Source organism: Acinetobacter sp. UBA3461 (assembly GCF_002381195.1).
In the GTDB taxonomy this organism is placed as follows: domain Bacteria; phylum Pseudomonadota; class Gammaproteobacteria; order Pseudomonadales; family Moraxellaceae; genus Acinetobacter; species Acinetobacter schindleri.
Map to the genome: position 1 here is coordinate 40,764 of NZ_DFRO01000046.1, position 23,522 is coordinate 64,285.

Consider the following 23,522-nt stretch of genomic DNA (forward strand, 5'->3'; position numbering starts at 1 on the left):
TATCAGCTCATGATGAAAACTTTAGCCTGAACCACACTTGCTCAAGCTGCACTGTGTATAATGATTTTCCTTCTTCATTTTACGATTGCTAGTTGATATGACGCTTAATGTTTTGCAGAAACAGCTTGATGAAAGTACCGCATGTCCCTTGTGTCAGGCAGCAATGTACTGGGTCGAGGCAGAACAATTTGATCAGGAACTGAATTATCACGAATGCAGTCACTGTCATCATCAGCTTTATCCTGACCAAAAACATAATTGCTTCTGTGAAAAATGTCTGGCCAATCGTAGACGTCAAATGAAGGAAACACGTCTGCAGGAAAATCGCCAGCATCAAAGTAAAAAAGATGTACATCAATATGAATTAGGTCAGCTCAGCTTTTTAAACAAGTTATTTCTGTTAGCGATTCTGGATGATCATGTACATGAGCACAGTCAGCACGCTGAATATATAGACTGGGATCAGATCAAATATCACAACATCAGTCCAAATTATCTGATGCAAAATGCTTTGGTTAAACGCCTCAGCAAGGAAAATATTCTAAGTCTGAAAGACTTTAATGCCGATCAGCAGCACTATTATATTAATGTGCGTCTGGATGGTTATTCAGAGCCGAGCCTGTTCAGCATTACCCAGCAATTACGCCATTGGTTCTTTGAGAATTTAAGCAAAGGTGTGCCTTTTAAAAGTGCAGATGAAGTTAAAGAAACCCTATATTTTCTGCTGTATCAGGAAGTGATTCAATTTGCCCAGTTTTATTGTCGTAGCTGGGGCATTCAGATTGCGGGTAATAAAAGCTTTCAGACTTTCTGCTACCGTATGCTGGATGTATTGGCAGTCGGACAGATTTATTATCTAGTACAAACGGCGCTGGAATACTTATACAAACAGAAAGCCTTGCAAGCTCGCAATGAAAATTTCATCAATACCAATTTGCTGAAAAAAACCCTGCAGCAGTACCGTGAACGTGCCATCAACGAAAAATGGGAAACCTCTACCCTGCCGCGCCCATCACAATTGCCTTTAAGCAAAATGAGTGCAATTCTGTTCTTTCGTTTCCTTGGCTATGATGAAAATATTTTCTTCCAGCCAATCTGGCGTTCATGGCAGCAGATTGAGCCTCGTTTAAAATTCTATTCCAATAAACGCTGTATGCATTGTGGTTCCGAGGAACTGACCGTGGATTATGATGCCACGGACTACGTCAGTCTCTGCTGCCGCAACTGCAAACATCAAGACCATTATTTTACCCGCTGATGGATTCAGCCCAGACGCACTGTGAATATCAATATGAATACCAATCTTTCTCAACTGCACCATGACATTCTAGAAGGTGTTTGTGATGCCTGGATAGCATTACAACAACAGCAACCCTTAGTGCATATCATGACCAATGCTGTTGCCAGTAATTATGTAGCGAATGTTCTACTGGCTGCGAATGCTGCACCTGCCATGATTGACAATCCTTTTGAAGCTGAAAATTTTGCCCGAATTGCAGCGGCCGTCAGTTTGAATCTGGGAACACCAACATCTGAACAAGTTCAGGCTATGCTGATTGCTGCACAGACTGCGAATGCGATTAAAAAACCCTGGGTGCTGGATCCTGTTGGTTATGGTTCAATTCTGCACTGGCGCTCAGAAGTGACTGATCAATTAATGGCATTTCAGCCAACTATCCTACGTGGCAATGCCTCCGAGATCGGTACTCTGGCAGGCAAACAGGTTACAGGCAAAGGTGTAGGTACGACATTAGACAGCTCAGAAGTCTATCAACAAGCTAAATCATTGCTGGCACAATGCCAGTGCATCGCCATTTCCGGAGAATCAGATTACATCATCTCGCAGGATTATCCTGTGATTAAGGTGATGGGCGGATCAGAATTACAGCCACGTGTGACTGCAACAGGTTGTGCCTTGGGTGCATTGATTGCAGCTTATAGTGCTGTGGCTAACCCGGTAATTGCGGCAACTGCTGCACATCTGCATTTCGCGATTGCCGGTAAAAGGGCTGCTGAAATTACCTCTACACTGGGCAGCTTTAATGTTGCCTTTATCGATCAGATTCATCTGTTGAATCCTGAAATTATTCAACAATATGCTGATTTTGAGCTGCTTTGATTTATTATCATTAAGGAAAGCTATGTCTAGTGCACAGATTTCCCGAAAGCCAGATTCATAATTGTTTCAGAAATTGTTTTGAAATCTAAGCGGCAAACACACATCAATCCTTTCCCATCAAAATAGTCTGGCACGTGCTGCATAAAGAACTGGTAATGAACATCACTGCGTTTGCGCAGTCGAATCAACTGATCTGGCGTGACTTTAGGCATCAGTGCCGGTGCAACATAAATACCCTGCCCACGTTTATCTACCTGAGACTTGTATCTGTGCATCAGCTCAAGTACGGATTGATGAGCAGTCGGCATGGTGTAACCTTTTCTTGGATAGAAATAACGACTACGTGAGGCAAACAAGGTATAGACCTTCGGCTGCATCAAGGTAGTTACAAACCAAAGTGGAATGGCCGGATAACGTAAACGATAGCGCAAAGCCACACGAATGGCAGTCTTTAAAGTCAGATCACTGCGACGATACTGTTCCAGTACTCCGGCACGTGAAGTCACCACAAAAACAGGTTTGTCCTGCAACTGCAATTTGAGAATTGGCATAATATTCTGGCCAATCAGCCGCTCTCCGACGAAATACTGTATGACTGGTACAGAGACTGCTTCTGGATCATGTACATATTGATATAGCTGTTCAACAGGCGCAAAGGGAAAAATGAGTTGATCAAATTCCAGCATCTGCTGAAAAAAATCATGTTTCTGCTGGGCTGGCAAAGTTGCAAAATCAATGATGGTTTCTCTGATTTTCATGTATGTCATCCATTGAAGCGGCAGGCAGATCAGTTAATTCATGATACTTTTCTACTGATTCCGAGCTAAAAGCGTGTGATTAGTAAATCTTCTGATTTGGCAGATTAGCATAGGATTTTTAAGTTCTTATACACAATATCAGACTTATCAGTTACCAAATAGTTCACTATAAATTTAAGTTATTGAATTTAATAGTTATTATATATAAATTATGAGACCTGTATCAAGCTTTTATTTAATTATGTATTTTTAACCTCGATTTTTTTGAAGAAAATAAGCAATTTTTATATTTTTTAGCTGACTGACTAATTTCCAAGCTTAAAATTATTCTACTGTCTGTATCACAGTATTTAGGCATAAAAAAAGCCAGCAAGTAACTACTTGCTGGCTTTTCCTAGATAAACCAGTTTAAGTCAGAACATCAAACTTAACCTTGGTAATGGATATTCACCGACTTAATACGATTGTTTTCCATTTCAGTCACTTGGAAAGTAACCTGTTGATGCTCCAGTGTTGTACCAACTTCTACATGACCATTGGTTTTATCCAGAATCAGACCTGCAACACTGATATAACCAGCATCTTCTTCAATTAGATCCAGCATACCTAGCTCTAGTTCCAGCTGATACAAATCCAGCATGCCTGAAGCAATCCAATGCGTATCATCCACACGAACTAAATCCAGCTGTTCGTCTGCATCCGGGAATTCCCCTGCAATCGCTTCAAATACATCTAGTGGTGAAATCAGACCCTGTACATGACCAAACTCATCACTCACCAGAACCAAAGAACCTTTAGAAGTCCGCAAGGTATTAATTGCATCAATAACCTTCATATTTTCAAAGATAAAGATAGGACGATGACGCTTAATCAATGTTTTTAACGCTTCTGGTTCTTCCAGTACATCCAGCAATTCTTTGGCACGAACAACACTGATCACCTTATCCAGACTGCCACGACAGACTGGAAACAGACTATGCGGCACCGACAAGATTTTTTCACGAATCTGCTCTGGGCTATCATCAAGATTTACCCAAGAAATATGGCCCCGCGGTGTCATAATAGATGCTACAGAACGTTCCGCTAAAGTGAGCACGCCACCAATCATATAGCGCTCTTCATCTGCAAAGGTTTCTTGTGCTTCAGCATTCATATCTGGACTGCTGGTTTCTACTCGGCCACCCATCAATTTTAAAATTGAGTCGGCAGTACGATGACGTAATGGAATTTTTGCTTCATGTTTTGCAACATTGCGCTGACCAAACTGGTTAAACGCCTCAATAGCAATAGCAACACCAATACCTGAATAGATATAGCCTTTTGGAATATGGAAGCCAAAACCTTCTGCAATCAAGCTGATACCAATTAAGAGTAAGAAACTTAAACACAAAATCACGACGGTTGGATGACGATTGACAAAGGCAGTTAAAGGCTTAGATGCAAGCAACATCACCATCATTGCGACAACCATTGCCACCATCATCACATAGATGTTGTCGACCATACCAATTGCAGTAATCACCGAATCGAGCGAGAAGACTGCATCTAGAATCACAATTTGAGCAACAACGGCAGTAAAACCCGCATAGACGACATTCGTTGTGACTTTGACTTCAGGCTTGCCTTCCATCTTCTCATGCAGCTCTCCCACAGCCTTATAGACCAGGAACAAGCCACCACCCAAGAGAATCAGATCTCGACCAGAGAATGTTTTATCAAATATGGTAATTAAAGGTTCGGTTAAGGTAACCAACCAAGAGATTGCAAATAACAATCCTAAACGCATAAACAACGCCAGAGATAAACCAATCACACGGGCTTTATCGCGTTGTTCAGGAGGTAATTTTTCAGCCAGAATGGCAATAAAGACTAGGTTATCAATACCTAAAACGATTTCAAGAATAATAAGTGTAATTAAACCCACCCAGATTCCGGGATCTAATAAAAACTCCATTAGAGAATTACCCCGTTCGAGTAAGCTAGAAATAAAGATGGAAGATCAACGCACGGCGAGGGATCCATAATTTTAACCTTTTTGACTTAAGACTCTCTTATTATGCACAAAGCTTTTAATTTGTAATGGTCTTTTTATATTAATTCCGTAAATACTTGTTTATATAGAAGTCTATACAAACTGGTTAGTGATTAATAGCCAGGATTGTTCTTCAGTGCTTCACTTAACCCCTGTCGTCGTATTAATTTAGCTGATATGCGAAAAAAGCGTTGCTTTCCAAGTCACTCATCAGTTTTCGTAAACAATCACCCTCTCATCATCAATATCAGTACCAGCTTTTCTCAGATATATCCTTAAATAGAGATAATGCTTAGAGATATTTTCATAAATAGTTTTAGTAACAAATTTCTGAATAGCGGAATGAAGAATGACTTAATAAAGACGGCACTCCCTTCAAATCACTGATCTTCTCCACGCCTTCCTTATTTTATTTTAAAAATTAAAGTGACATTCATCGGGTTAAATACACCTTCAAGTTTAACTATTATTACTAAATCTTTCTTTCATATAATTTTATTTCTAATTGGATCAAAATTCATAACAAATTTCCCGATGTATGGCAGAAGTGAATAGGTAACAGATGAGTTAAAAATAGGTAAACTTAGGTCTTTCTCGACCAGTCGATAATTTGTGTCAATTATTAGCATTATTAAAAACATTGATTCACATTTTGTCGCATTTTTTAAAAATAATGGTTGAAACTTATATAAACATTTTCATAGAATGTAACTGCCTTACAAAAATAAATACAAGGAATCTACCATGACTAAAAAGTATGCGAAGTTTTTACCTTCAACTGAAGAATTTACTTTAGAAAATTTTCCCTACTATTGGGTTACTCAAGTCCACGCACAATATGTTTTAAATGTTGACCACGCGCTCAAGAAATATGGCGTTGACAACTCACGTCGCCGTATTTTGCTTGCCTTAAAAGCGAAACCACATGCAAGCGTGTCTGATCTTTCCGAGATGGTGGTTTCTAAAATGTCGACCACCACGAAAATCGTCTATCGTCTTAAAGACGAAGGCCTGGTTGATACTTATTCTTGTGAAGACGATGCACGTATTACGCGTGTGGTTCTTACAGAAAAAGGACATGAGATGTTCCATAAGATTAATGACCTGACTAACATTGTTCTGGAACAGTCATTTGAAGGCCTAACACCACTTCAAATCGAAAAAACTATGGAAAGTTTACGTCACATCTTCAAAAACCTTGCGCGCTGATCTAAAAACTATAAAAAACTGATCAGGCACTAGCGTGACTTAAGCAGAAAGATGAATTCATAGGCTAGCTTTATCTTTCTGCTTCTCCAGGAATCATTCAAAAAAATTCATTTGGGGACTGATTTTTTTGATCACCTCCTTGGGTACATGTGAACACTCAAACTCCTCTACGGGAAATCCCTCAACAAAAGACTGTATATTCGGTGATTTCAGATTTAGCCATTCATCCATACGCTGATGTGGAATCACAATAACAGAACGCTTGATATTTCCCGGTTCATGGAAATCCTTCATCATAGGATGATCAATTGCGTCCATGGTAATCATGGTGCTTGAACGTACGATCTCATCCTGCACGCGCGCAATTTCATATAGGGCAGCAATATAAAATGCTTTCCCATCCTTACGTCTTACACCCCAGCGCTGTGGTTTATTATCAAAATATTTAGACTCATAAAACTCTGTTACTGGGATTACGCCAAATTTACATTTCGCTGTTGCCTCGGCAAAACTAGGCTTCTGCAGTAAAGTTTCGTTACGAGCATTATAGGTGCGAGTTCCGATGGTTTTATCCTCCGCCCATTTTGGAATCAAACCAAAATTCACCGAGCGCCATTCCAAACCAAATTCTGACTTGAATAACAAAGGCAACTGATAATTGGGATAGACTTCTTCCGGATATTCAAACGGAATTTCAGGAAGATTAAGGTCATGCAGTTGCTGCAAAGTGAGCGGTTTAAAGTTAGCGCACATAAAGTCTTTAAAAACAGAAAATCACCGAAATATTATAATACTTCGGTGATCACAGACCTGTGTGTTTTTGCTAACAGGACTATTGTTTTGGCAAGGTCATCCAATGTGTGCGGGTAAATTCCTCAAAGATCCAACGTCCATTAAAACGCCCCAGGCCTGAGTTTTTCTCCCCACCAAATGGTGCATTTGGTTGGTCTGCAACCGTAATTCCATTAATGTGCGTCATACCCGCATCTATCTGAGCAGCAAAACGTTCACCGCGTTCAATATTTGAGGTACAGACTGCGCTGGAAAGCCCAAAGCGAGAGTTATTTGCCAAATTCACTGCATGTTCTTCATCATCTGCTTTTAGGATCGGTAGAATCGGACCAAAACTTTCTTCCTGAGCGATTTCAAAGTAAGGATCGACATGAGTAAAGATATGCGGTGCCACTACATTTCCTTCTATACCGCCTTCATAGACCAACTGTGCATCTAGTTGTTTGGCATGTTCGATAATCTTGCGATGCTTTTCAACTTGGCTCTGATTAATAATTGGTCCAATGATGGTTTCTGGCAAGTCTGGATTACCCACAGGGATGGTTTTCACCCGCTCTATCAGTTTATCTACATAAGCATCATGCAGGCTCTGATCAACAATGACCCGATTGGTGCTCATGCAGATCTGTCCTTGATGCATAAAGCGTCCCATAACAGTAAGTTCTACTGCCAGATCCAGATCCGCATCATCCAGAATGACCAAAGGTGCATTTCCACCCAATTCCAGTGCAAGACGTTTCATACGCGAACTTGACAGTGCTTTACTTCCCACACCCTGCCCAACTTCAGTTGAACCAGTAAATGAAATCATTTTTGGAATAGGATGTTCGACAAAATAATCACCGATTTCTTTACCAGCACCGACTACCACATTAAAGACGCCATGTGGCGTACCCGCTTCTTCGAATAATTTTCCAAGCAGTGTTCCACCTGTGACCGGCGTATCGCTGGCTGGCTTGAGCACGACCGTATTTCCGCAAGCGATTGCGGTAATAACTGAACGCATGGATAAATGAAAAGGGAAATTCCAAGGGCTGATTACTGCAATCACACCAAGCGGTTTACGTATCACAATACTTTGACGTGCAGGATCTCGACTTTCCAGCTCATCTGGCTGGATTAAATCCGGGAATTTGGCACTTTCCTGAATGATTCCCAGCGATGCATCTACTTCAAGATTTGCCTTAAAGCGCGTACTACCAGATTCCTGGATCAACCAGTCTACAATCTCTTCACGGCGTCGCTGAATGATATTGGCCAGGTTTTGGATTAGCCCTTTACGCACCTGAACCGAAGTTAAGACACCTTGCTCAAACGCTGCCAGCGCTGCCTGATAAGCAGTATCTACATCTTCAGTACTTGCTGCCTGCAAGGTAAAAATTTCCTGTTGAGTATAGGGATTAAAATTTTGAATCGTGTGGATCGAGCCGCCTTGCTGCCATTGCCCGCCAATAAATTGTTGATCTAGATTTTGATAGGCTGTCATTTCCATCCCTACAACTTGTGAATTTTTCTCTACTTTATCAGAACAATTTTATAGATCAGAGCTGAGCGACGAATTGTTACGCTTTTATCGACAAATTTATATGTTCTCTATTTTTAATAACTGATTCATTTTAGACAGCCAACAAAAAAGCCTCCGAAGAGGCTTTTTTAGATCAGACAGGATTAGTCACCTGTATAACCTTTCAATTTTAAACGCGCTGCATGAAGTAAAGGCTCTGTATAACCTGCAGGTTGCTCACCACCCTTGAAAATCAGGTCAGAAGCAGCCTGGAATGCAATATTGTTATCAAAGTCAGCTGCCATTGGCGTATAGAATGGATCATTGGCATTTTGCTCATCCACAATTTTTGCCATACGCTGCATCACTTCTTCAACCTGTTCACGAGTTACGATACCGTGACGTAACCAGTTTGCAACGTGTTGAGAAGAGATACGTAAAGTTGCGCGGTCTTCCATCAAACCTACATCGTTAATATCAGGCACTTTTGAACAACCCACACCCAGATCAACCCAACGAACCACATAACCCAGGATACCCTGACAGTTATTTTCCAGTTCTTTCAGTTTCTCTTCTTCTGTCCAGTTGGTGTTGGCCGCCAATGGTGGTGTTAACAAGTCATCAAGAGGCAATGCTTCAGTTGCAAGTAATTCTTGCTGACGGTTTGCCACATTAATTTGATGGTAGTGAATCGCGTGAATCACTGCGCCTGTTGGAGACGGTACCCATGCACAGCTTGCACCTGCTTCTGGATGCTCAGTCTTGGTTTTGTACATGTCTAATAGCATATCCGGTTTCGGCCACATACCTTTACCAATCTGTGCTTTACCACGTAAACCTGTTTGCAAACCGATCATTACGTTACGGTTTTCATAAGCCGGGAACCATTTTTGACCTTTGATTTCGCCCTTACGTACGAATGGACCTGCTTCCATGAAGGTATGGATTTCGTCACCAGTACGGTCCATGAAACCGGTATTAATGAAGATCGTGCGGTCTTTGGCCTGAGCAATACAGTTTTTCAGGTTAACAGAAGTACGGCGTTCTTCATCCATGATACCGATTTTCAGGGTTTTTTCAGGCAAGCCAAGCGCTTGTTCAGCACGCTCGAACAGTTCAACTGCAAATGCCACTTCTTCAGGGCCATGCATTTTTGGCTTCACGATGTACATCGAACCTTTGCGTGAGTTCTTGATCGTGTTTTCACCACGAATGTCAGCAATCGTAAGAAGCGGAGTAACCAATGCATCCATGATGCCTTCATAGATTTCTTCGCCATCTACCAAGATCGCCGGGTTAGTCATCAAGTGACCTACATTACGAAGTAACATCAATGAACGGCCATGAACTTTTGTCTCACCACCTTCAAGATTTTTGAAGGTACGGTCAGCATTCAGTTTACGGGTAACTGTCTTACCATTCTTTTCAATTGACTCTTCAAGCGTACCGCGCATCAAGCCTAACCAGTTACGGTAGCCTTCTACTTTTTCTTCAGCATCAACAGCTGCAACTGAGTCTTCCAGGTCTTGGATTGTCGTTACAGCAGCTTCAAGAACTACGTCTTTTACGCCAGCTGCATCAGTTTGACCAATTGCGCTTGCTGCATCAATTTGGATGATTGCATGTAGACCATTGTTTTTAAGTACAACTTCTGTTGGTGCAGAAGCTTCGCCGTTATAACCGACGAATTTAGATGCATCTGCAACAGTTGTTGTAGAGCCATCTTTTAAAGTTACAACAAGCGCATTTCCTTCAACCGCATATTTGGTTGCATCGGCATGTGAACCATTTGCCAATGGGAAAGTTTGGTCAAGATAGTTTTTCGCAAATGCGATAACTTTTTCGCCACGTTTTGGATTATAGCCTTTACCTTTTTCTGCGCCATCTTCTTCAGAGATAACGTCAAAACCATAAAGTGCATCATATAATGAACCCCAACGTGCGTTTGCCGCATTTAAGCAGTAACGTGCATTACGTACAGGTACCACTAACTGTGGGCCTGCCAATAGTGCAATTTCTTCATCTACGTTTTCAGTCGTAATTTGAAAATCTTCTACTTCTGGTAGCAAGTAGCCAATTTCAGACAAGAAAGCTTTGTAAGCTTGTAATTCAAATGTGTTATTGCGGTGCCATTCATCGATTTTCGCCTGAATGTCATCACGCTTAGCCAAAAGTGCTTTGTTTTTAGGGCTAAGATCAACAACGACTTGTTCAAAGTTCTTCCAGTATGTTTCGCTGTCCAAACCAGAACCTGGTAGTGCTTCATTTTCGATAAAATCGTAAAGTTCTTTAGCAATCGCTAACTTGCCTTTTTGAATACGTGCAGTCATTGTCTTTCCTGATATTGCTACTTTTTATACAAGAGATTCTAGTATAACGATTAAAATTTAGCTGAATAGTACTATCACATTCCTAAATAATGATCATTTTATTTAGCGTCACCCTCATGTCCGCTAATATTGATCGGAATGTTTCGTCATCAATTCACTAAATACCCTAATGACAGTGTATAAAGTTTTCGAAATGTAGAAATTAGACTTAAGTTCAGATTTTCGCGCAAAAATCACGCATTTCCATATACATTGTCATTCTTGAAGCTCGATTAAGCCATGAAATGTGCTTATTGTCGATAAACTGCCCAGTAATTTTGCATAAAAAAAGCGCCGGATAACCGACGCTTTTTGAAGCTTTATTCAGCATTGCTGGAGGCAATTTTCTCAATCTGGCGATGCTCCGAATGCAAGTATTCATCTGATTGCATTTCCAGCAGACGTGAACGGGTCCGTTCAATCTCGAAAGCCAGTTTTTCACCTTGGTAGATGTCAACGATATTGTCTTCAGAAGTGAGTAGCAATTTCACACCACGGTCATAGAATTCATCTACCAGGTAAATGAAACGGCGTGTACCATCATTCAAGAAGTCGGTCAGGTGCGGCACATTGCTGACCAGCACAGTATTATAGATATTGGCGATTTCAATAAAGTCAGCCGGACTACGCGGTTTCAGGCACAGTTCTGCAAATTCACACCATAATACATCTTCGGTATGTGCCACAGTTTCGACAATACGGTTATTGATGATGATCGGTTCATCAGAATGCTGCTGGGTCTGGGTCAGTGCGCTAAAACGCTGTGCCATCCAGTTTTTATTATCATGCGTTAACGGGAACTTGAATAACTGTGCCTGTTTGAGTACACGCAAACGATAATCCACACCTGCATCGACATTTAGAATTACACAATTCTTTTTTACCAGCTCAATGGTCGGAATAAAACGGTCACGGTGGATGCCATTTTTATATAGGCCATCTGGGGCAATATTCGAGGTCGCGACCAAGGTAATGCCGCGCTCAAACAGTTTCTGGAACAGATCACTAAGGATCATGGCATCGGTTACATTCGATACGAAAAATTCATCAAAACAGATGACCACGGCATCTTTATAAATCTGGTCTGCCACTAAATCTAGCGGGTTACGTTGACCGGATAATTTGTTCAGCTCACGATGCACATGCTGCATAAAGTGGTGAAAATGCATGCGGATTTTACGACGAAATGGAATGGAATCGTAGAACTGATCCATCAGCCAAGTTTTACCACGACCTACACCACCCCACATATACACACCTTTCGGTGAGGTTTGACGGCGGAAACGGCGGAATGCTTTCTTGGAAGCCTTAAAGCGTTGAATTAACTCCACCCAGACACGGTCTAGCTCATGTACTGCAATCGCTTGTGCATCATCCGGCATGAACTGACCCGAAGACAGTGCCTGTGCATAACGTTCTGCAGGAGATAAGGGGCTAAAGGCGTTGTGCTGATGTGAATTTAAGTCGGACATAAGGTTCATTACTATTGAGATTCATAAAAAATTATAGCGAAGATTTAACTTCAAGCCATAACACTTTGGCATTAGCAAACTTAGGCTATTTTACATATTGGCGCGGACTCTGACCAAACCAGCGTTTAAATGCGTGATTAAACGCCGCCGGTTCAGAATATCCTAGCAGTTCTGCAATCATTTCAATTGAATATTGTTTATATTCAATCATTCTTAAGGCTTTATCCTTAATGATATCCTCACGGATCTGCTTATAACTGGTATTCAGCTGCTGTAGCTGATGCCGTAAGGTCCGTTCCGGAATATTCAAGGCTTGCGCAGTTTCTGCCATGGTCGGCATTCCTCCACTTTGCAGCTCCAGATAGTCCTGCACCCGTTGGATTAATGAAGGTGTCTTTTCATCTTCACGCAATCGTTCCAGTTCAGCAATACACTTCTTTTCATACAGCTTGAAGGTCATCTCATCTGCTGAAGGAATCTTGACATTTAACACCGCTTCATCAAACCAGAAAGCGGCCTGATCGGCATTGAACTGTACTTGATGCCCATAATAATCATGGTAAAACTGTAACTGTTTTAACTCTTCCGGCTTTGGAAATGGCAATTCAATCCTTACTTCAGGCACCGAAAGCCCCATCATCTTGTACAGGTCCTGAATAAACTTGTAAGTCCCAGAGATTTCAGCCTGCGCGACCAGCTGACCTAATTGGTCCTGCACATTACTTGGACAATAGCAAAGTGCAATGCGATGCCCAGCCTGCTTGAAACTCATTTCCCCAGTCAGATGGGTTAACTGCTGAAAACGGATACCATGAATTAGTGCATCTCTCACCGTAGGGCTAGTCACCAGTAGCATGAGCAGCGGGCCATATCCTGCCAGTGCATAATGCTGTCCGATCAAGATCCCTTTTTCTGGTGCAACTCCCTCACCTACAACTTTGAGTACATCATATTCCAGACTGGGATGAATGATCGACGTAGGATCGAGGTCATCTATACGCAGCCCGATATTGTCCAGCTTATGCTCCAATGCAATGCCTGCCTTGCGCATCCCCTGAATCAAGTACATCAAACTGAGTATCGATCTCTTCATTGCGATTTGAATTTAATAGGATTGTTCCTGTTTTACTATAAATTTTACAAATTCTCTATTGCCGTTTTGATCAATTTTGTCGTCTTATTAATCATGTTTGATCTTAGAACTTTATAATATTCTAATAAATCTGGATATGCACGGATTGCACAGCATGAATACTACAAAGAAAAATAACACAACCAAAATTGCTATTATTGGTGCAGGTTTTGGCGGAATTGCAATGGCCATTCGTTTGCAACAACAAGGAATTACAGACTTTATAATTCTTGAAAAGTCCAATGATTTTGGCGGTACTTGGCGTGAAAATCAGTATCCAGGTGCAGCCTGTGATGTGCAATCTCACATGTATTCTCTATCTTATGCACCGAAAGCTGACTGGTCAAAAAGATATGCTGAAGCGCCGGAAATCTTTGCCTATATTCAACAACTGGTTAAAGAATTCAATGTTCCTGCATTTACTCGTCTGAATACTGAAGTTAAAGCTGCACATTATGATGAAAAGCGTTGTCGCTGGGCATTAACTTTAAATGAAGATGAACAGCTGGAAGCACAATATGTCATTTTTGCATCCGGCCCTTTGCATGTACCGCAAATTCCGAAGATTAGCGGAATCGAAAAATTTAAAGGTAAAGTCTTCCACTCCTCTCAATGGGATCACAGCTATGACCTCACTGGTAAAAACGTCGCTTCGATTGGAACAGGTGGCAGTGCCATTCAGTACATTCCAGAAATCGCTCCACAATGCAAACAGCTCTATGTGATGCAACGAACCGCAGCATGGGTGATTCCACGTGATGAGCGGCTGTATCATGATTTGGAAAAGAAACTTTTTGCACGCTTTGACTGGTTTCGAAAATTACATCGTATTCGTCTGTACTGGTCGAATGAATCCCGTGTCGTCCCTATCGTAAAACCGACCGTGATGAAATATACACAGAAACTGGCTGAAGCTTATATCCGCTATCAGGTCAAAGATAAGGAAGTTGCCCAAAAGTTAATCCCAGATTACATCATGGGTTGTAAACGGATTCTGGTTTCCAATAAATATTTTCCCATTTTTAATCGGCTTAATGTCGAACTGGTCACTGACACAATTCGGGAACTGACAGAAGACAGCATTATTACTGCAGATGGTAAAAAACGGCCGATTGACTGCCTGATTTATGGCACAGGTTTTATTACTGATCCGCGTATTTATCTGAAAAACTTTGAATGCACTGGTCTAAATGGCATCAAGCTCAATGAGGTCTGGAAAGATGGTGCGGAAAGCTATTATGGTATCTGTATCAAGAGTTTTCCGAATTTGTTCCAACTGCTTGGTCCAAATACTGTGCTAGCGCATAACTCGGTACTGTTTATGATCGAGTCACAAGTAGAATATATCCTGCAGTTAATCCAGATAGTTGAACGATCGCATACTGAGGCAATCTTGGTCAAAGATGAAGTACATGAGCAGTTTAACGCACAGGTACAACACATGATGGAGAATACTGTCTGGCAATCGGGCTGCGTGAGCTGGTATCAACAGGATGGCGGCAAAAATTTTGCCTTATGGCCCACCTACACCTGGAAATACTGGCTGAAAACCAAGTGGGCTAATCCATCAGATTACCACTTACTGAGTAAAGCCAGTTAAAGCAACAACATATTCGTTAAAGGGATGGCATAATATAGAAAATTTTTATTTTCCCCGATTATGCAATCCTTTTGGCTTATCTTCCAATTACTGTTCTGTCTGGCGATCGGCTTTCTGTGTGCCAGAAAGTTACCTCAAACTGTTGTTAAAGTATCTTTTGCGGTTCTACCCTATTTTAGTTATGTGCTACTGATCGCAATTGCTTTTGAGTTTTCACAACTTCTCGATGAACTAAAGTATCCTTATCAAATTCTGAGTACCTCTCTCAGTATTGCAGCGATCACTTCACTGGGTGCCTTTACCTGTTGTTATCTGCTGTTTAAGTGGGCAGGTTATCAACCTTCCTCAGGACGGGTTTCTACACAACTGGTAATTAAATCACTCATCAATATCGGTTATGCCTTTATTGCGCTCGGCATGGGTTATTTGCTGCATGCAGGTTTAGGTAGCTTAAATATTCAGGCACAAATCAGTACCTGGCATTTACTGCTAGTATTTATGTTCCTGATCGGACTCGATCTTGCCTATTCCCCACTCGACCGCTCATGGCTAAATTGGAAAATTCTGCTGGTACCACTCGGTTGTATTCTCGGTTCACTACTGAGTGTACTGCTCTATGGCATATGGCAATCTGATATCAGACTTCAAGACCTGATTATGTTATCCCAAGGTTATGGCTTCTACTCGATGAGCGGTATTGTGGTGACTGAACTCAGGAATGCTGAATTAGGCAGTATTGCACTGATGAATGATCTGTTTCGGGAGATCTTTGCAATTCTACTGATGTATTGTCTTGGCTGGCGCTATCCACGTGCTGCAATTGCAGCTGCAGGTGCAACATCTATGGATGTCACCTTACCGATGGTAAAACAGGCCTGTGGTAATGATTTTATTCCGCATGCCATGTTGAGCGGCTTTATTTTGTCGGTATTGGCACCGGTGATGGTCAGTGTTTTAGCAGCCATCTAATTCATTAGCTCTCTTTAAATCTCTCCCAAAGGGAGAGAAGCGAAGCTTTTAAAATAATAGAAGAAGCCCCCCTTGGGAAATGAAGAATCTCAAAATATATTTTGAGTTCGCAAAGGTGAGGGAAAATATTGAAGAATCATGTTCAAATACTTAAGCTAATCTCCCAATAGTTCTTCCACTGTATCAACCATCTCTGAAGCCAGCTCTACAATATCAACACCATCAAGACGTGCCATCCAATTCCATGAACTCGCAGAGTTATACTGTTTCTGAAGTGTTTGCTGTTCAAGCTGATCCGCTATTTTTTCCAATTCATGATTTTGTTCCAGTAATTTTTGTTCTCGCGTTTTCATTGTAAATTCCTTTTTTATTTTTATACTGTTTTTTCAATGTATAAAAAAAGCCTTTCGTTTGAAAGGCTTTTTATCGGATTGATAGAATTACAAGGTTGCCAGAATATCTTTTAAAGTCTGACGCATATTTTCAGATTTGGTAATCGGACGACCAATCACCAAATGTGTAGAACCATCCAACATTGCTTGTTTCGGTGTCACAATACGCTTTTGGTCGTCTGCATTTGAGCCTTCCGGACGGATCCCCGGCGTTACCAATGCAAAGTCTGCACCAAGCGTTTCGCGCAGCATTTTTGCTTCTTGCGCAGAACACACCACACCATCTAGACCACTGTCTTTGGTCAAAGCAGCAAGACGTTTCACATGCTCAAAGGGTTCAATATCCAGACCGATATCTTTTAAATCTTCACGGCCCATTGAAGTTAATACCGTTACCGCGATCAGTTGAGTATTATAATTCCCAGCTTTAAGACGCTCAACACAGGTTTCCATCATTTTACGACCGCCAGAAGCATGTACATTCACCATCCATACACCCAAGTCTGCGGCTGCACATACTGCCTGCGCAGTAGTATTTGGAATATCGTGAAATTTCAAATCAAGGAAAACTTCAAAACCTTTATCTTGCAGTGCTTTGACGACTGATGGGCCTTCATGGGTAAATAACTCTTTACCAACTTTTACACGGCAAAGCTCAGGGTCTAATTGCTCAGCAATCGTCAATGCGTCATATTGGCTTTTTGCATCCAAGGCAACGATAATACTCATAACAAGACCCTTTAAATTGACAAAATTAAGGCATTATACGGATTTCAGCTGTATGAACAAATATATAAATTATGAAAACTGTTTCTTAAATCAATTTAAATCTCTTATTTCTAAAACAATTTTTTTAATTAATTTTATTTTTAATGGGTTTATAAAACTTAAAGCATAAAAAAGCACCCTGAGCAAGAATCAGAGTGCTTTAAATATAATCAGGAGAAGTTTAAATAGTCAAAGTTATGACATCACATCCTTATAAAGGTGTCGAAGGTCGATCCTGAGGATGGATATCAACAACTGTCTTTTCATGGCGTGAATGAGCAGCCGCTTCTGCTGCCATCAACTTCGCTGTATTCAGCTGCTCTTTACGCAGGTGGTCTATGTCTTTACGCAATCGCTTAATTTCCCAGCTGTTTTGGAAAACTTTAAATACCTGTACACCTAGCAGTAGGCCAAGAATGACACCCAATGACAGTGTCAACAACAATAATAGGCCTAAACGCATTGCAGGAACCTGAGTAAATAACAGGTCTACAGATAGTTCAGTTCCATTTTGCAATACCAGTGCCAGTGAATACCCAAATACAACGAGTAATAAAACGACGAGTACGTAACGCATAACACGCCCCTTGAATTATTTGTTTGCTGATTCGTTTACAGCATCACGTAGTGCCTTACCTGGTTTGAAGTGTGGAACTGCTTTTGCTGCGACTTCAACAGACTTACCGGTTTTCGGGTTTCGGCCAATACGTGGCTCGCGATGATGCAATGCGAAGCTGCCAAACCCACGAATCTCAATACGGTTGTCTGTCGATAATGCTTCGATCATTTGATCGATCATGATCTTCACAGCTTCTTCAACTAAAGGCTCAGCTAAATGCGGGTTCTTTAGGGAAATACGCTCTATTAAATCAGACTTATTAAGTGCTTCAGTAGTCATCTGCGACCTCTTTAATTATCAAGCTACTTGGACTCTCTATGGCGATAATAACCTGTTTAAATACAAAACGGTAGCGCAATAATTAAATACTACGCTACCGTTTACAGTAATCGTTCAGAAAATATTAGTTAACTTACATTAACAATACATTTCCTGTGCTTACTTAGTTGCTCATTTGCGCCTTGATCAGGTCACCAATCGTCTTAGGACCATTTTCTTGACCAGCAGCAGCTGTTTTCAAGTTAGCAACAGCTTCTTTCTCTTCAGCTTCGTCTTTCGCTTTGATAGACAAATTGATAGTGCGAGATTTACGATCTACATTGATGATCTTAGCTTCAACTTCTTGACCAACTTCAAGGAACTTAGTTGCATCTTCAACGCGGTCGCGGTTGATTTCAGATGCTTTAAGAGTCGCTTCAACTTCGTCAGCTAACTTAACTGTAGCGCCTTTAGCGTCAACAGCAGTTACAGTACCTTTAACAAGCGCACCGCGTTCGTTAGCAGCTAAGAAATCGTTGAATGGATCGCTGTTCAATTGTTTGATACCAAGGCTGATACGGTTGCCTTCAGCATCTACAGACAAGATAACCGCTTCAACTGTGTCACCTTTCTTGTAACGACGAATCGCTTCTTCGCCTTGTTCGTTCCAAGAGATGTCAGACAAGTGAACTAGACCATCGATACCGCCTGGTAAACCGATGAAGATACCGAAGTCAGTGATAGACTTGATCGTACCAGATACTTTCTCGCCTTTGTCGTGGTTCTTAGCAAACTCTTCCCATGGGTTAGCACGAGTTTGTTTGATACCAAGAGAAATACGACGACGCTCTTCGTCTACTTCAAGAACCATAACGTCAACTTCGTCACCGATCTGAACTACTTTAGATGGGTGGATGTTTTTGTTAGTGTGGTCCATTTCAGACACGTGTACTAGACCTTCAACGCCTTCAGCGATTTCTGCGAAACAGCCGTAGTCAGTTAGGTTAGTTACGCGAGCTTTAACGATAGAACCTTTAGGGTAACGGCTCATGATCGCTAACCATGGATCTTCGCCTAATTGTTTAAGGCCTAAAGATACGCGGTTACGTTCGCGGTCGAATTTAAGTACTTTAACAGTAACTTCTTGACCAACTTCAACAACTTCTGATGGGTGCTTGATACGTTTCCAAGCCATGTCAGTGATGTGAAGAAGACCGTCGATACCGCCAAGGTCAACGAACGCGCCGTAGTCAGTAAGGTTCTTAATCGTACCAGTAACTGTTTGACCTTCTTCAAGCTGAGCAAGAAGCGCTTCACGGTCAGCTGAAGATTCAGCTTCCATAACAGCACGACGTGAAACAACAACGTTGTTACGTTTAGCGTCAAGCTTGATTACTTTGAATTCTAACTCTTTGCCTTCTAAGTGAGTCGTATCACGAATAGGACGAGTATCAACTAAAGAACCAGGAAGGAACGCACGTACTGGACCGATGTCAACAGTGAAACCGCCTTTAACTTTACCAGAGATAACACCAGTAACGATTTCGCCGTCTTCAAAGATTTTTTCAAGTTTAGTCCAAGTCTCAGCGCGTTTAGCTTTTTCGCGAGAAAGAACAGTTTGACCCATACCGTTGTCAAGTGCTTCAACAACTACGTCTACAGTGTCGCCAACTTGAACTTCAAGTTCGCGTTGTTCATTTAAGAACTCAGCACGGTCAACAACGCCTTCAGATTTAAGGCCAGTGTCAACAGTTACCCAGTCAGAGTCGATGCTTACTACAACGCCTTGGATGACTGCACCCTTTTCAACGTTGAGGTTTAATTCGCTTTCTTCAAAGAGGGCTGCAAAAGATTCGGTCATGATATTTCCGATAAAGTCAGCGGTCTTGGATCAGACAAGGCCGGTTTAGTTAAGCGTCTACATAGTCCCATATAAAACTGATCGAGCTATGCGTCTGCTGAATTTGATAATTCGGTTAATGAGCTAACTGGCTGTCGATATAAGCGGTCATCAGATTAAATACTTCATCGATACCCAGTTCTGAGCTGTCGATGATATAAGCATCTGTTGCCGGCTTGAGCGGAGCGACCGTGCGTTCCATATCTCTTTTATCTCGAGCCTGTATATTAGCTAAAATGTCGCTTATTTTAGCATCCAGTCCCATGCCCTGCAACTGCTTTACTCGTCTGTTCGCACGTGATTCAGCCGATGCGGTCAAATATATCTTGGCTTGGGCATTCGGAAAGATACTGGTTGCCATGTCACGACCATCTGCCACCAGACCTGGTTCTTGTGCAAAAGCATGCTGACGACCCACTAAAGCAGCTCTAAGTTCAGGAATTGCGGCAACTTTTGAGGCAAACTCACCAACACGTTCAGTACGGATAGTATGGGTCACATCCTCACCTTCTAACCATACCTGTATTCCGGTTGCAGTACTTGTAAACTGGATGTCTAAATTTGTAGCAATGTGTACGCATTTTTCCAGTTCATTATCTAATGAGTCCAGCAAATCCTGCTGCTGCAATGACAATCCAAGCAGGCGATATAACGCACCTGAATCTAACAGATGGAAACCGTAATGTGCTGCAATTTTCGCAGCGAGTGTCCCCTTGCCCGAACCACTTGGTCCATCAATGGTAATAATTTGAACTGTCATTGCTTTTCCATTGTTGTTTAAACAGATTTTGCGAGTTTCGCGAAGCCTAGTTTAATCCCTGCTTTTAGCTGTGCAAGGATTAATTTGCTGACAAAGGGTGCACGAGTCTGTAATTCAATAGTATAGGTCACCAGCGTTTTATCATCTGAAACTGCTTCAAACTCAATAATACCCAAGTGATGTTTCACCAGCGGATTTTTAATAATTTTATATTCAATCCGCGAATTCGGCTCAAGCAGTGTGATCTGTTCCTTTAACGGTTTGATCGGCCCAATGCCCAGGCTACGAATTGACCCCAGACCATCAGGACGTTCAGGATCCGCAGAATCCTTGATACGTTCCACCTGAATCGGGGCAAAGGCTACATTATAAGTTGCGTGTTTAGACAACAGGTCAAACACCTGCGCTAAAGGTGCAGGAAATTCTTTTTTTACTTGTATGGCGTTCATCATAAGTCCTGGTTGGGGTTGTTATTTTTAAGGGTTAATATTAAACAGAATTCAGGCCTGATTCTGAGCATTCATTTGCCTTTCTTGTAACTTTAATTGTCTTTTCTGTTCCCGGCGCATTCTAAAGAAATCGCTGAGCTGCCCGGCACACTGAGCTTGCAAGCATCCCGATTCAAACTCAAAAACATGATTGTAGTAGCCAGTTTCAAAGAGCTTACGTGCACTGATCAGTGAGCCTGCTTTCGGCTCTGTGGTACCAAAAACCACGCGGGAAATCCGTGAATGTACCAGTGCCCCTACACACATGGTGCAAGGCTCCAAAGTCACGTAGAGAACTGCATCATCAGGTAGACGGTAGTTTTGAATAGCTTGACAGGCTTCACGAATGGCCACAATCTCTGCATGTGCGGTAGGGTCATTCAATGAAATTGGAGAATTGAAGCCTTGACCAATAATCTGGTTATTACTGACAATAATTGCACCCACAGGAATTTCTCCCTGCGCTGCCGCTAATGCAGCCTGCTCGTAGGCAAACTGCATCCATTCTGCATCGGTTTTAATATATTCAGTCATGAATCAGCTAATGACACCATACTGTCTTAATAGCGCATTCCAGCTGTCAATTTGAGTAACTGGCGGATTATTACCAAAGATACCTTTCAGACTCAGGTCAGCACCTTTCTCCCATTCCGGAGATAGGTCCTTATCGACCAGACGTGCACGCACACCTTCGACAAAGTCCGGATGACGAATTTTCCAGTCAGAAATCTGGATTTCCAGCTCAAAAACTTCATTCCAGGAATGTACCTGTTTACCCCATTGCCATAATAGCCAAGTTAAAGCAGCAGTTGCTGGAGAGCCTTTTTGAAGATTTTCACTGGCTTGACGCAGCCAGTCGCTGCGCGCATCCTTTAAACCAACAATAGCTTCATAATCATGTTCAAAGTTAACGCCACGGCAGACACTATGAATGACATCAAGTGAATTTTGCAATGGTCCAGGCCCTACAGGACGATGCATACTGTTTAACGTATCATCAATAGCGCGGAAATCTCCCGCCGGATAGTGCTCCCAGTCAACATTGACCATTTTGTGCAGAACAGCATCACGCTGCATATCGCAGATATGGGTAGCCCAGCCAATACCATACGCGCCAGCCGCAGTCATGATTGAACCTGTTAAACCGGTAAATAAACCAATCGCACCACGATCTGCCAGGAAACGCGTTGCACCAACGTCTGGATACAGACCGATATTGATTTCAGGCATTGCCAGACGGGAATATGGCGTTACCAGGCGGAACGGTGCCGCCATAAATAAACCTAGACCACCACCCATCACATAACCTTCGCCCCATACCAGCACTGGTTTGGCATAGTTATGTAGCAACAGATCTAAAGCATATTCCTGCTCAAAGAATTTGTTCGCAGTTGCAACTTCGTCATTGATGACTAACTGACGCAATTTACGTACATCTCCACCTGCACAGAATGCTTTAGGGGTGGTCGAATCGAACCAGATTGCTTTTACATTGTCATCGTGATGAAAATCTTCAAAAACCTCAAGCAAGGCCGATGCAATGGTTTCATCCAGTGCATGTAGTGATTTCGGACGATTTAATCGAACGATGCGCCATCCATTTTGGGCTTCTTCGACAATCAGATCCGAGTGATATTGTTTTGATACAGGAGAATATGTCATGCGTCCAGCTGCCAATCTATAGGCTCAATGCCATGTTGTTTAAGATAATTGTTTGCTTTGGAAAATACTTTACAACCAAAGAATCCGCCACGGTTTGCCGACAACGGCGACGGGTGTGCGGCTTTAAGTACAAGGTGTTTATTCTGGTCAATGCGTTGTCCTTTACGCTGCGCGTAAGCACCCCAAAGAATAAAGACTACATTTTCACGTTGTTCATTAATGACATCAATTACGTGATCAGTAAATTCTTCCCAGCCACGTTTTTGATGTGAAGTCGGCTGGCCCGCTTCTACGGTTAATACTGCATTCAGGAGCAACACACCTTCCTCTGCCCAATGGGTCAAGTTGCCATGTTTAGGAATAGGCACGCCCAGATCCGAGTGCAACTCATGAAAAATATTACGCAAAGATGGAGGCAATGCAACCCCTTTTTGCACCGAGAAACTTAAGCCATGTGCTTGATTCGGGCCATGATAAGGATCCTGTCCTAAAATCACCACTTTCACCTGATCCAGCGGTGTCGTATTTAGCGCATTAAAAATCAGATGATTCGGTGGATAAATAACTTTGTCTGCTTTCTTTTCTTCAATCAGAAAATTTTTAAGTGCATCCATTTTTGCACCGAGTAAAAAATCACTCAGGCTATATTTCCAGCTTTCATCCAGCTGGACTTTATTCAGTTTTGCAATTTGCTGTTCAGTTAATAAAGACATTTTTTC

The 23,522-nt window shown here is 41.9% G+C and carries 22 protein-coding genes; 5 read left to right on the forward strand and 17 right to left on the reverse strand.

Annotation, left to right across the window (positions count from 1 at the left end):
* Positions 1 to 97 precede the first annotated feature (97 nt).
* Both B3D47_RS13605 and thiM read left to right on the forward strand, forming a co-directional pair.
* Entirely contained in the window at positions 98 to 1,258 is a 1,161-nt protein-coding gene (locus tag B3D47_RS13605) for a hypothetical protein (RefSeq protein WP_286862504.1), read from the forward strand.
* A gap of 33 nt (positions 1,259 to 1,291) precedes the next feature.
* On the forward strand, positions 1,292 to 2,119 hold the full coding sequence (gene thiM, locus B3D47_RS13610) for a hydroxyethylthiazole kinase (protein WP_163171193.1): 828 nt from the start codon (positions 1,292 to 1,294) through the stop codon (positions 2,117 to 2,119).
* Between the two features lie 26 nt (positions 2,120 to 2,145).
* On the opposite strand, the gene B3D47_RS13615 is transcribed toward thiM, so the two are convergent.
* Both B3D47_RS13615 and B3D47_RS13620 read right to left on the reverse strand, forming a co-directional pair.
* Positions 2,146 to 2,877 carry a hypothetical protein gene (locus tag B3D47_RS13615; protein ID WP_286862506.1) on the reverse strand — a complete coding sequence of 244 codons (732 nt, stop codon included), beginning with the start codon at positions 2,875 to 2,877 and terminating at the stop codon, positions 2,146 to 2,148.
* Positions 2,878 to 3,304: 427 nt separating this feature from the next.
* Entirely contained in the window at positions 3,305 to 4,831 is a 1,527-nt protein-coding gene (locus B3D47_RS13620) for a TerC family protein (RefSeq protein WP_286862507.1), read from the reverse strand.
* 822 nt (positions 4,832 to 5,653) lie between these two features.
* Here B3D47_RS13620 and B3D47_RS13625 point away from each other — a divergent pair.
* Entirely contained in the window at positions 5,654 to 6,118 is a 465-nt protein-coding gene (locus tag B3D47_RS13625) for a MarR family winged helix-turn-helix transcriptional regulator (protein WP_005222487.1), read from the forward strand.
* Between the two features lie 93 nt (positions 6,119 to 6,211).
* Here B3D47_RS13625 and B3D47_RS13630 read toward each other — a convergent pair whose 3' ends face one another.
* From B3D47_RS13630 to B3D47_RS13650, 5 genes are all read right to left on the reverse strand, one after another.
* Positions 6,212 to 6,871 carry an SOS response-associated peptidase gene (locus B3D47_RS13630; protein WP_163171192.1) on the reverse strand — a complete coding sequence of 220 codons (660 nt, stop codon included), beginning with the start codon at positions 6,869 to 6,871 and terminating at the stop codon, positions 6,212 to 6,214.
* A 79-nt stretch (positions 6,872 to 6,950) separates the two neighbouring features.
* A complete protein-coding gene (locus B3D47_RS13635; protein WP_286862510.1) occupies positions 6,951 to 8,396 on the reverse strand; it encodes an aldehyde dehydrogenase family protein in 1,446 nt (481 codons plus the stop codon).
* Positions 8,397 to 8,578: 182 nt separating this feature from the next.
* Positions 8,579 to 10,744, reverse strand: coding sequence for a malate synthase G (locus tag B3D47_RS13640; protein WP_005222491.1), 2,166 nt, complete (start codon positions 10,742 to 10,744; stop codon positions 8,579 to 8,581).
* 359 nt (positions 10,745 to 11,103) lie between these two features.
* Positions 11,104 to 12,255 (reverse strand): cell division protein ZapE, encoded by a 1,152-nt coding sequence (gene zapE / locus B3D47_RS13645; RefSeq protein WP_004815619.1) that lies wholly within the window; start codon positions 12,253 to 12,255, stop codon positions 11,104 to 11,106.
* Positions 12,256 to 12,340: 85 nt separating this feature from the next.
* Complete coding sequence (locus tag B3D47_RS13650) at positions 12,341 to 13,348, reverse strand: helix-turn-helix domain-containing protein (RefSeq protein ID WP_286862513.1); 1,008 nt, start codon at positions 13,346 to 13,348, stop codon at positions 12,341 to 12,343.
* 154 nt (positions 13,349 to 13,502) lie between these two features.
* Here B3D47_RS13650 and B3D47_RS13655 point away from each other — a divergent pair, with 154 nt between their 5' ends.
* Together B3D47_RS13655 and B3D47_RS13660 are read left to right on the forward strand one after the other, a co-directional pair.
* Positions 13,503 to 14,987, forward strand: coding sequence for a flavin-containing monooxygenase (locus tag B3D47_RS13655; RefSeq protein WP_180185092.1), 1,485 nt, complete (start codon positions 13,503 to 13,505; stop codon positions 14,985 to 14,987).
* A 60-nt stretch (positions 14,988 to 15,047) separates the two neighbouring features.
* Positions 15,048 to 15,956 carry a lysine exporter LysO family protein gene (locus B3D47_RS13660; RefSeq protein WP_180185091.1) on the forward strand — a complete coding sequence of 303 codons (909 nt, stop codon included), beginning with the start codon at positions 15,048 to 15,050 and terminating at the stop codon, positions 15,954 to 15,956.
* Positions 15,957 to 16,111: 155 nt separating this feature from the next.
* Here the strand turns inward: B3D47_RS13660 and B3D47_RS13665 are convergent, their stop codons facing one another.
* From B3D47_RS13665 to ung, 10 genes are all read right to left on the reverse strand, one after another.
* Entirely contained in the window at positions 16,112 to 16,309 is a 198-nt protein-coding gene (locus B3D47_RS13665) for a hypothetical protein (protein ID WP_008304023.1), read from the reverse strand.
* 87 nt (positions 16,310 to 16,396) lie between these two features.
* Positions 16,397 to 17,077 carry an orotidine-5'-phosphate decarboxylase gene (gene pyrF / locus B3D47_RS13670; protein ID WP_008304021.1) on the reverse strand — a complete coding sequence of 227 codons (681 nt, stop codon included), beginning with the start codon at positions 17,075 to 17,077 and terminating at the stop codon, positions 16,397 to 16,399.
* Positions 17,078 to 17,327: 250 nt separating this feature from the next.
* Positions 17,328 to 17,693: a lipopolysaccharide assembly protein LapA domain-containing protein gene (locus tag B3D47_RS13675; RefSeq protein ID WP_004815608.1), complete on the reverse strand. Its 366-nt coding sequence runs from the start codon at positions 17,691 to 17,693 to the stop codon at positions 17,328 to 17,330.
* Between the two features lie 15 nt (positions 17,694 to 17,708).
* Positions 17,709 to 18,014 carry an integration host factor subunit beta gene (locus tag B3D47_RS13680; protein WP_004815605.1) on the reverse strand — a complete coding sequence of 102 codons (306 nt, stop codon included), beginning with the start codon at positions 18,012 to 18,014 and terminating at the stop codon, positions 17,709 to 17,711.
* Positions 18,015 to 18,177: 163 nt separating this feature from the next.
* The gene (gene rpsA, locus B3D47_RS13685; protein ID WP_286862517.1) at positions 18,178 to 19,854 is read right to left on the reverse strand and encodes a 30S ribosomal protein S1; all 1,677 of its coding nucleotides are present in this window, start codon (positions 19,852 to 19,854) and stop codon (positions 18,178 to 18,180) included.
* A 115-nt stretch (positions 19,855 to 19,969) separates the two neighbouring features.
* Complete coding sequence (gene cmk, locus B3D47_RS13690; RefSeq protein WP_004892814.1) at positions 19,970 to 20,653, reverse strand: (d)CMP kinase; 684 nt, start codon at positions 20,651 to 20,653, stop codon at positions 19,970 to 19,972.
* A 17-nt stretch (positions 20,654 to 20,670) separates the two neighbouring features.
* On the reverse strand, positions 20,671 to 21,102 hold the full coding sequence (locus B3D47_RS13695; protein ID WP_004892812.1) for an SRPBCC family protein: 432 nt from the start codon (positions 21,100 to 21,102) through the stop codon (positions 20,671 to 20,673).
* Positions 21,103 to 21,153: 51 nt separating this feature from the next.
* Positions 21,154 to 21,675: a tRNA adenosine(34) deaminase TadA gene (gene tadA / locus B3D47_RS13700; RefSeq protein ID WP_004815596.1), complete on the reverse strand. Its 522-nt coding sequence runs from the start codon at positions 21,673 to 21,675 to the stop codon at positions 21,154 to 21,156.
* 3 nt (positions 21,676 to 21,678) lie between these two features.
* Positions 21,679 to 22,803 (reverse strand): enoyl-CoA hydratase/isomerase family protein, encoded by a 1,125-nt coding sequence (locus B3D47_RS13705; RefSeq protein WP_286862522.1) that lies wholly within the window; start codon positions 22,801 to 22,803, stop codon positions 21,679 to 21,681.
* Positions 22,800 to 23,516 carry a uracil-DNA glycosylase gene (gene ung, locus B3D47_RS13710; protein WP_286862524.1) on the reverse strand — a complete coding sequence of 239 codons (717 nt, stop codon included), beginning with the start codon at positions 23,514 to 23,516 and terminating at the stop codon, positions 22,800 to 22,802. The genes B3D47_RS13705 and ung overlap by 4 nt, the downstream gene beginning before the upstream one ends.
* Positions 23,517 to 23,522: the final 6 nt, after the last annotated feature.